Here is a 9,919-nt window from a genome sequence, read left to right as displayed (position 1 = left end):
TATTGGGGCTTACACACTTTTTTGGGACAGTATCCAGGGGTTACGTATTAGAAAGGTCTTCCATGTCGAGAATGTTTGCACGAAGTGCCATTCTCGCACATTTGCTTCAAATGTGCTGAGACTTTGCACGAAGGATGAGATGCAAGGCGCTGAGGATGAGGCTGAAGGGAGCGTACTCACGTACGTGACCGAGGCCGAATTCCGAAAGCAACGCAGCAGATCGCCTTCGTGCAACAGTCTCAAGTCGTAATTATCGGAGCATCTATGGGAGAGCACTTGCTTGATGAGGCACCTCCTTGACCCCGGCTGAGGGGTCAGACCTAGAGATAGGGTTGGTCCGACCCCTCGGCCGGGGTCGCAAGGGTATTTTACACCTATCTATACACAGGTCATCGGCACTGCGTGCCTTGACCTGTGCCTATTTAGCACGGACCTCTGCCGAGGTCCTTACTCATAGATACCCCGCCAAAAACCATACAGTTAGAATTTTCTAATGCGTAACCCCTCATTTCAAGTGGTGTTGGGGCTGTATTTTCATTCGTTTTTGGTATATTGCAAGTTGAAACGAACTTGACATATTAGAAGCAAATATATGATACTAACGGTACTATCCACCGACCATCTACTTCTGTACGGCTCGATACTGGCTGTACTAGGATTATTTCTAAGCAAAACTGGTTTTAGATTTGGGCTACCCACCCTGCTCCTATTCCTAGGTGTGGGTATGGCAGCGGGTGCCACAGGCTTCATCAATTTTGATAGTCCTGTGATCGCACAGGCAATCGGCTCGGTAGCTCTGGTGGTGATCCTATTCTCGGGCGGTATGGATACCTCCTTCAAGGAGATCAAGCCTATTATGGCACCTGGAGGGCTCCTAGCTACAGTGGGCGTGCTATTGACCGCACTATTCACGGGCACCTTTATCTACTTCCTTTTCCAATGGCTAGATATGGGGATCAAGCTCACGTTTCTACAGTCGCTCCTCTTTGCTAGTGTGATGAGCTCTACCGACTCGGCATCGGTCTTCTCGATTCTTAGAAGCAAGAAAACCAATCTGAAGCAAAACCTCAAGCCGCTCCTAGAGTTTGAGAGTGGTAGTAACGACCCGATGGCGTACATGCTCACCATGGTGCTGATACAGATGATTAGCCAAGGGGATAGCGTCACGATCTGGGACGGGGTTTTGATGTTTGTGGTTCAATTTTCACTCGGACTACTCCTCGGCTTCGTACTCGGGAAAGGTGCCATTTGGCTGGTCAATAGAGCCAACCTCTATGCGACATCGCTCTATCCCATACTGATGCTCTTTATCGCCTTTTTCATCTACTCCCTCACCAATACGGTACAGGGGAATGGCTACTTGGCAGTCTATGTTGGGGGCTTGGTGATTGGCAATTCTCGCATGCAATACAGCCACACGATTGCAAAGTTTTTTGATGGTATGCAGTGGCTCAGCCAATTGGTGATGTTCTTGACGCTAGGGCTTTTGGTAGATGTTCCATACATGATGAAGCTAGCCCTCCCCGCGCTATACATTTCGTTATTTATGCTCTTCTTTGGGCGCCCACTATCGGTATTCCTCACTTTGCTCCCCTTCTGGGGTAAGTTTAGCGCCAAAGCTCAGCTCTATACCAGTTGGGTGGGTTTGCGTGGTGCCGTGCCAATTATCTTTGCGATATCACCGTGGGTAGCTGGGCTGGAGCATGCACAGCTCACCTTTGCCATCGTCTTCTTTATCACCATCCTCTCCCTACTGATTCAGGGTACTACGGTACATACGATGGCGGATAAGCTGGATCTTATCGACTATTCGGTGAGGGAGAATGTCTTTACCGATATTAATCTACCGCAGCAGATCAAGAGTGCTATTTCGGAAATCATCGTGAATGAGCAGATGCTCAGCAAGAGTGATATGATGCGCGACCTGGAGCTTCCCGACCATACCCTAGCCATTATGGTACAGAGGGAGGGGCAGTTTTTTATTCCCCGTGGGCATACTCAGCTTCGGGTAGATGACCACGTCCTCTTTATATCGGACGACCAAGAGGCGCTGGTACAAGCTTATGAGGAGCTGGGAGTTAATAACTATAGTTTGGATAGCAACGCATGAGCCAAATAATATTTGATAAGTTACACGGTCTGGGCAACGACTACATTTACATAGACCTAGACAAGTATCCACTGGCAGATATTGCCCAATTTGCTCGCCAATATAGCGACCGACGAAAAGGGATTGGCGGTGATGGGGTGATCACTTACCACAAGCAACCATCAGGCCATTATATGATGCGAATCTTTAATCTCGATGGCTCGGAAGGGCTAATGTGTGGCAATGCGATCCGCTGTGTGGCTAAGCTCCTCTACGAGAGGGGGCTGGACAGCTCCAATCCAATGACGATTGAGACGCTGTCGGGCGATAAAATACTTGCCCTTACGCTAGAAGGGGAAGAGGTAATGGCGGCTAGAGTGGATATGGGATTGCCCCGAGTGTTAGAGGTGGGAAAAAGAGTAGAAGAGGTAGTGGGGAGCTATGTCTCTGTCGGCAACCCCCACTTTATCCACTTCATTGAGAGCGACCCTGATGATTACCCTCTTGCAGAGGTAGGGCCAAAGGTAGAGCACGACGCAGCCTTTCCCGATGGCGTTAATTATGAAGTCGCTATGATCCAAGACCCCAACACTATTAAGATGAGGGTATGGGAACGTGGTTCGGGGCTCACTCAGGCGTGTGGCACAGGGGCTACCGCCACGGCTGTTGCTGCAATCAACATCGGTTTGGTCGCCCATAAAGTGAAGGTAGAGATGCCTGGTGGCTCTCTCGTGATTGAGTGGAGTGGCAAGGAGAGCGACCCTGTCTATATGACGGGTCCCGCTACGTATGTTTACCAAGGAATCGTAACGATATGAAGAAGATAAACAACCAATTTAATAAGCTCCCTGGGAGCTATCTATTTGCCGAGATCAATCGGCGAATTACTAAGTATCAAGAGGCTCATCCCGAAGCGAAGATTCTACGCATGGGGATTGGTGACGTCACTCGCCCCCTTCCCCCAACTGTTATCAAGGCGATGCACGAGGCGGTAGATGAGATGTCGAGTGGCAAGACTCTCAAAGGGTATGGGCCAGAGCAGGGCTATGCCTTTTTGCGTGAGCTGATTGTGCAGCACGACTATGCCTCGAGGGGAGTAGAACTAGCACCAGATGAGATCTTTGTAAGCGATGGAGCCAAAAGCGATACCGCTAACATTGTGGACCTCTTTAGCAATGATGTGCGGATAGCAGTCACCGACCCCGTTTACCCGGTCTATGTCGATAGCAACGCCCTTGCAGGGCGGGCAGGTGATTATCTTGCCGAGAGTGGGCAGTGGAGCCAACTCACCTATCTCCCTTGTAGCCAGAGCAATGATTTTATTCCGCCACTTCCTCAGCAGCCAGTAGATATCATCTACCTCTGCTATCCCAATAACCCCACGGGCACTACCCTCACCTACGATGAGCTAAAGAAGTTTGTGGAGTACGCCCTTGAGCACGATGCTCTCATCCTCTTTGATGCCGCCTATGAAGCCTTTATCCGTGAGGAGAATGTACCCCACAGCATTTACGAGATAGAGGGTGCGAAGGAGTGTGCAATTGAATTCCGAAGCTACTCCAAGACAGCTGGCTTTACTGGCGTGCGGTGTGGTTATACAGTGGTGCCCAAGTCGCTCCCAGGCGGGCTCAATGCCATGTGGAGCCGTAGGCAGACCACCAAGTTCAATGGGGCTAGTTACATTAGCCAAAGGGGTGCTGCAGCTATCTACACTCCAGAGGGAAAGGCCGAGGTACGTGCCAACATTGATTACTACCTACAGAATGCCCAGACCATTAGGGAGGCTCTCACCGAGATCGGGGTAGCCCACTATGGAGGCGTCTCCTCGCCCTATATTTGGCTCAAGACGCCCGAAGAGTACCCTGCATCGTGGGATTACTTCAATTACCTACTCACCGAGAAGCAGATTGTTGGCACGCCAGGTGTTGGCTTTGGGCTAGAGGGTGAAGGCTACTTCCGCCTCTCCGCCTTTAGCACTCACGAAGCTACTGCTGAAGCGATGCAACGGCTCACCAAATAAAAGCACAAAACTACTAATGTAAAAACCAATAGCAACAGATAAATAATGGATATAAGACTTAAGAGGCTAGTTACACTTGGAGTACTCATACTCCTTTGCTTTACCCAAAGCAGGGCAGAGGGAATTTCACTAGAGGCGATCACAGGTGGAAGATATCTACCACAAAGTGCAGGCTATGGCTTCCGTCCGATGGTAGATGGAAAGAGCTACACGGTCATCTCGGATGATGGCACTCGACTAGTACAGTATAGCTATGAAACGGGCAAAGAAGTAGCCGTACTCTTTGACACCCAAAAAGCTCGTGACTGCGACTTTGATACTTTTAGCGACTACCTCATCAGCGATAGTGGGCACCATATCATCATTCTGCGAGATTGGAAACCTATCTACCGCCGAAGTGCTACGTATGATGCTTATCATTACGACGTGCGTCGCAATAGGGTAGAGCCACTGACTGCGGAGGGGCGTCGGGTACGTGTTCCCCTCCTCTCGCCGGACGGTCGTAGCTGTGCCTTTGTGGTGGATAATAATATCTACATCAAGAAGTTTGACTTTGATACGGAGGTGCAAGTGACTACCGATGGCAAGTGGAATGAAGTGCTCAATGGCGTGACCGACTGGGTGTATGAGGAGGAGCTCTACGTTACAAGTCTGATGAGCTGGAGCAAGGATAGCCAATATCTGGCCTATGTACGGTCCGACGAAAGCCAGGTAAAGCAGTATGATATGGCGGTGTATGGCACCGGTCTATACCCCTTTACCTACCAATTTAAGTACCCAAAGGCTGGTGAGGAGAATAGCAAGATTTCCATCCACCTTTACCACCTTGACAATCGCAAAACCTCTACCGTTGATCTTGGGATAAAAGAGGAATTCTATATCCCTCGGCTAGAGTTTCACGAGGAGAGCCTTTACGTCTTTACCCTCAATAGGCATCAAAATCACCTTCGCTCCTATCAAGTCAACCCTCAAAGTCAAGTGGCACGCCTCTGGATTGAAGATAAAGATGACCGCTATATCGATAGCAATAGCTGGGTGTTACAATTGGCCTTCACTCCTCAAGGGGCTTACTATGTCTCTGAAACCTCGGGTCGCCCACAGCTCTACCGCTACGATAAGGCGGGTACACGTCAGGAGCAGGTAACCAAAGGTGAGTATGATATCGATACCTTTTATGGGGTTTCTCCTCAGGGCGAACTCATTTATTCTATCGCCTACCCCACCCCAATGGATCGGGTGGTGGTGGCTCAAGACCGCAAAGGCAAGATCCGTTATCTCTCCCCAGAGAGTGGCTGGAGCAATGCCACCTTTAGCAGTGACCTGAGCTACTATCTACTCAACCACTCATCGGCGACAGAAGTGCCTAGATACCAGATTTGCCGAACGAAAGATGCCAAGACGCTGACGCTACTGGAGGATAACCAAGCGTTGAAAAATAGATTGGCACAGATCAGATATAACCAGCGTGAGTTTATCAAAGTAAATACCCAAAGTGGTCAGCAACTGAATGCTTGGATGATCAAGCCAGAGGGCTTTGACCCCAATAAGCAGTACCCTCTCGTGATGACTCAGTATAGCGGTCCCGGATCACAGACGGTGGAGAATCGCTTTAGCTTTGGCTGGGAAGAGTATCTAGCACAAGAGGGATTTGTGGTAGTTGCTGTAGATGGACGTGGCACTGGTGGTCGTGGAAGCGATTTCAAGAAATGCACCTATCTACAAATGGGCATTCTTGAGACTCAAGACCAGGTCGAAGCAGCTCAATCTCTAGGACAACTTCCCTACATTGATGCCAAACGGATCGGTATCTTTGGCTGGAGCTTTGGAGGGTACATGACGCTGATGACCATGACCCGTGGACAAGGCACCTTCGCAGCAGGCGTAGCAGTCGCTCCGCCAACAGATTGGGGGCTATACGACACGATCTATACAGAGAGATATATGCGCACGCCCCAAGAGAATGCCAAGGGATATCAAGCGACTTCAGTAATGCCCTATGTAAGGGGTCTGAAGGGGGATCTACTTATTATCCAAGGTACGGCCGACGATAATGTACATATGCAAAACGTGATGCATCTGGTCCCTGCATTGGTTGAAGCAAATAAGGATTATAGGATGCTCGTCTATACCGATAAAAATCACAGCATTTACGGAGGAAACACACGCAACCACCTGTATAGGCAGATAACGAATCACTTCAAAAATAGCTTAATGAGATGATAGAGGGCAAGAAAGAGAGGCCACTTCGTAAGCCCGATTGGCTAAAAATTAGTATCTCTAGCACCGATAGCTATTCTGGCACTTCTGAAACCATTAAGGAGGCGGCTTTACATACCATCTGTAGTAGTGGCCGTTGCCCTAATCAGGCTGAGTGCTGGAGCCGTGGTACCGCTACCTTTATGATTGGAGGCAATGAGTGTACCCGTGCATGTCGCTTCTGTGGCACTCCTTCGAGCAAATCACCCGCTCCCCTCGATCCTGATGAACCTAGGCGTGTGGCGGAGAGTGTCCGCAGGATGGGGCTTAAGTATGTGGTGATCACTTCGGTGGATAGAGATGATCTGCCCGATGGAGGAGCGGAGCATTGGCGGCAAACGATTGAGGAGGTGCGTCGGCTGAATCCGCACGCCACGATAGAAGTACTGCTCCCTGACTTTGGAGGACAGCTAGTGTCTCTCGACTTGGTCTTGGAAAGCCAGCCCGATGTGGTAGCCCATAACCTTGAGACGGTACGACGCCTGACCCCCACCGTTCGCCACCGTGCCACTTACGAGAATAGTCTCAAAGTATTGAAGCATATCTCCGAGCGTGGCTTTGTTACCAAGAGTGGCATTATGGTAGGTCTGGGCGAAACACCAGATGAAGTTAAGGAACTATTTGCCGACTGCCTTGAGGCGGGAGTTTCGACACTGACCATTGGACAATACCTACGCCCTAGTCATCAGAATATACCAGTGGAGGAGTATGTGCACCCCGACCAATTCAAAGCCTACAAAGAGGAGGGTGAGGCGATGGGGCTTTCACACGTAGAGAGCGGACCGCTTGTGCGCTCCTCCTATAGAGCAGACCAACAGTTTGAAGTAGCTAAAGAGCATATCAATCTCAGAGATCTCCTTCAAAAGTAACTAGATGAAGCAGCACTTTCTACTCCTTCTACTGCTACTTCTACTGTCACCGCAACTCGCTCACGCCCAAGGGGGGTGGACGGGTGATCTGGACGAGTTTATCATTGAAGATGGCATTGCAAAGCACCAAAACAATGGCAAGTCGGGCGGTGCCGTTATCTACAAGGACTTTACCTCCGAGGCTTCAGGGAGTTTCACCTGGAGCTTCGGCTTTGTATTCCAAGACCTTCCGACCAGTAGCAATACCTTTGAAGTAACCCTATTCACCCAAGAAGTAGGCAACTTTCGATACTATTACAAGGTGGTTCCTACTAAAAACAATACAAGCATTGGACTAATCAAAGAGACCTACCAGAAAATAAGCTCCACAGAGAGCCGTAAACTTTCAAGCACGGTACTCACCTCATGGCAAAATAATAGTGGCTACCAACTGTGGCAGAAAGTCCAAGTAGAGGTAGACTACCACGCTACAAAAGGGATACGTTTCCGATGGTTCACTCCAGTTTCCGGGCTCCGTCAAGGCGAGTGGATTGAACTACCCGAAGGTCGCCCCTATTGGCGAATGAGCCTTCGCACAAAATTCACCTCAAAGAAAAAGCTCAATAACGCTTATATCCTTCCCAAGATTATCCAGGATAATACTGGGGGAGAAGAGGAAAAACTCCATATCCAAGAGCAATGGGCTGAGCAATCAGGACGGGTACACCTCAAGCTTTCAGGTCCAGTCTCGATCCGAGATGCTACGGTCACCTGCGCTGGATTTCAACCCACCATCTACTCAGGAGACAAGGCCGAAGATATCGTCATCAACCTAGGAGCTACTTTCATGCCTGGAAATAGCTACAGCTTTGAGATTAAAAACCTAATAGATAGGAATGGGAAGTATGCTGACCTCTCCTTCCAAATTGATATCGAATCTATCCAACCTGGCACCACCATCACCCCAGAAGGTATATTCATTACAGAGGTAATGGCCTCACCACCTGATGATGGCCCCCTTCAAGGTACTAAGTACATAGAGCTCTACAATAATACTGGTGCACAGCAAAATCTAGCTCTTTACACTCTCTACTATGGAAAATCAAAATACCCACTCCCAAATATAGTGCTAGCACACGGAGCATTTGCCATATTGTACCTAGAGAGTGACCCCTACCCCACCAGAGTAGCTACCCTCGTACCAATGCCAGAGTTTCCAGCTTTGAGCGGGAGCTTTAAGTTGCGACTTGTAGGGAGTGACAATAAAACCCACGATGAGGTAAACTTCAATTCACAAATCTATGGTGAAGGAGTGCCCAAAGGCAAAGCCTCAATAGAGCGGGTAGGCTATCAGCCCGACCTATGGCGACGCTCTGCAAACCCCAACGGCGGCACTCCAGGTATGCCCACAACACTTCAGCCATATAGAAATGTAGCAACTAAGAGCATCGTAATTAATGAACTGCTCCTCTCTCCACCCACTACAGGTGAGAAGTATATTGAGCTATTCAACACCTCAACAAAGGCAGTCAATCTTGCAGATCTCTATCTGACGTATCGAAATAAGGAGGAGAGTATTACCTCCACCTCCTGGCTAATTGTTCCCAACGATTACCTATTGCAACCCAATAGCTATGTGGTACTCACACCTTACCCAGATGCCCTTCCCCGCTTATACCCCGAACACGATAGCCATACATTTGTAGAGAGAATCGACTTTCCAAGTATCTCCACTACCTATTCAGAAGTGGCACTCCGTGCTCACTCCAATGGCGAGGTGATAGACCAAGTTGTCTATCGACGTCAGTGGCTAGGAGATACCAGTAACGATCGAACTGGGTTCTCACTCGAACGCCTATCGCCAAGCGCCGATGGTACTAAAAAGGAGAGCTGGCAAAGAGCTCAAGCAAATGGCAATACTAAAAATACAGGCGGTACACCAGGACGACCCAATAGTGCAAACGGGATACCTCTACCGGATAGAGATAACTATTATGTAGAGTGGCCAGAAGACCCCATACTCACCTACGAACAAGTAGAGCCATTACTACAAGTATATGCACCACTTGCAACATTAACACTCTACTCAATCAACGGCGATCTACTGATGACCTCTCAAGGGGAGGAAATCACCAATACCCTTCAAAGTATACGGTTAGGCAACCTACCCTTCCCAAGTATGTTAATGGTACTTATCCTACAATTCCAGCACCCAGAAAAGCAACCCAGCAACCTCTTCTACCGCTCTGTGTGGCTACACATATAGTAAAGCGCTTATGGAAACAAGCAAAACCACTTGCAAGGGGCTTGACAGACACTCTACCAACTTTTCCATGAACATTCTCCAAAAAGCAAGTCAATAGAGGGCATAGTGGGCATCATTACAACTGGCTCTTACAACAGCACAAAGATACCAAAGAGCCCCACCTACCTTGCTCCCTAGAGAGCCCTAAATAAAGCTAACTTAATACTTAGGTCCTCTACATAGCATTGGTCAGCAGTTGCCAACCTTTCTGACCTATCCGACCTATCCGATCTGTCCGACTCGTCTGATCTATCCGACTCATCCGATCTGTCCGACCTGTCCGACTTGTCCGACTCGTCCGAGATTGGCTACAGAAGCGGCGGTGGAGAGGCAAGTGGCAGTGAAGCGTACAAAAAGAAGAGAGACACTCTAGGAAAAAATTCCTAAAGTGTCTCTCTCTG

Annotated in this window: 6 protein-coding genes; all 6 read left to right on the top strand. The window is 49.0% G+C overall.

From position 1 onward, the window contains the following. Positions 1 to 592 precede the first annotated feature (592 nt). Genes HMPREF3027_RS00045 through HMPREF3027_RS00020 form a run of 6 tightly spaced genes read left to right on the top strand, consistent with a single transcriptional unit; the run spans position 593 to position 9,479 of the window. Positions 593 to 2,110 (top strand): potassium/proton antiporter, encoded by a 1,518-nt coding sequence (locus HMPREF3027_RS00045; RefSeq protein ID WP_070706272.1) that lies wholly within the window; start codon positions 593 to 595, stop codon positions 2,108 to 2,110. Next, complete coding sequence (gene dapF / locus HMPREF3027_RS00040) at positions 2,107 to 2,907, top strand: diaminopimelate epimerase (RefSeq protein ID WP_070706271.1); 801 nt, start codon at positions 2,107 to 2,109, stop codon at positions 2,905 to 2,907. Before HMPREF3027_RS00045 ends, dapF begins: the two co-directional genes overlap by 4 nt. Then, positions 2,904 to 4,109: an LL-diaminopimelate aminotransferase gene (locus HMPREF3027_RS00035; RefSeq protein ID WP_070706270.1), complete on the top strand. Its 1,206-nt coding sequence runs from the start codon at positions 2,904 to 2,906 to the stop codon at positions 4,107 to 4,109. The genes dapF and HMPREF3027_RS00035 overlap by 4 nt, the downstream gene beginning before the upstream one ends. Positions 4,110 to 4,154: 45 nt before the next feature. Then, the gene (locus HMPREF3027_RS00030) at positions 4,155 to 6,329 is read left to right on the top strand and encodes a S9 family peptidase (protein ID WP_070706269.1); all 2,175 of its coding nucleotides are present in this window, start codon (positions 4,155 to 4,157) and stop codon (positions 6,327 to 6,329) included. Further along, positions 6,326 to 7,234 (top strand): lipoyl synthase, encoded by a 909-nt coding sequence (gene lipA / locus HMPREF3027_RS00025; RefSeq protein WP_070706268.1) that lies wholly within the window; start codon positions 6,326 to 6,328, stop codon positions 7,232 to 7,234. Before HMPREF3027_RS00030 ends, lipA begins: the two co-directional genes overlap by 4 nt. A gap of 4 nt (positions 7,235 to 7,238) precedes the next feature. Further along, complete coding sequence (locus HMPREF3027_RS00020; protein WP_070706267.1) at positions 7,239 to 9,479, top strand: lamin tail domain-containing protein; 2,241 nt, start codon at positions 7,239 to 7,241, stop codon at positions 9,477 to 9,479. Positions 9,480 to 9,919 lie beyond the last annotated feature (440 nt).

Origin of the sequence: Porphyromonas sp. HMSC077F02, from assembly GCF_001815465.1 — a bacterium.
Classification (GTDB): Bacteria; Bacteroidota; Bacteroidia; order Bacteroidales; family Porphyromonadaceae; genus Porphyromonas_A; species Porphyromonas_A somerae.
The sequence above is the reverse complement of the archived record's forward strand: the minus strand, read 5'-3'. Positions and strand labels throughout refer to the sequence as shown.

Coding starts and splice junctions, on each gene's coding strand:
- HMPREF3027_RS00045 (WP_070706272.1), top strand. CDS start 593: ATGATACTAACGGTACTATCCACCGACCATCTACTTCTGTACGGCTCG.
- dapF (WP_070706271.1), top strand. CDS start 2,107: ATGAGCCAAATAATATTTGATAAGTTACACGGTCTGGGCAACGACTAC.
- HMPREF3027_RS00035 (WP_070706270.1), top strand. CDS start 2,904: ATGAAGAAGATAAACAACCAATTTAATAAGCTCCCTGGGAGCTATCTA.
- HMPREF3027_RS00030 (WP_070706269.1), top strand. CDS start 4,155: ATGGATATAAGACTTAAGAGGCTAGTTACACTTGGAGTACTCATACTC.
- lipA (WP_070706268.1), top strand. CDS start 6,326: ATGATAGAGGGCAAGAAAGAGAGGCCACTTCGTAAGCCCGATTGGCTA.
- HMPREF3027_RS00020 (WP_070706267.1), top strand. CDS start 7,239: ATGAAGCAGCACTTTCTACTCCTTCTACTGCTACTTCTACTGTCACCG.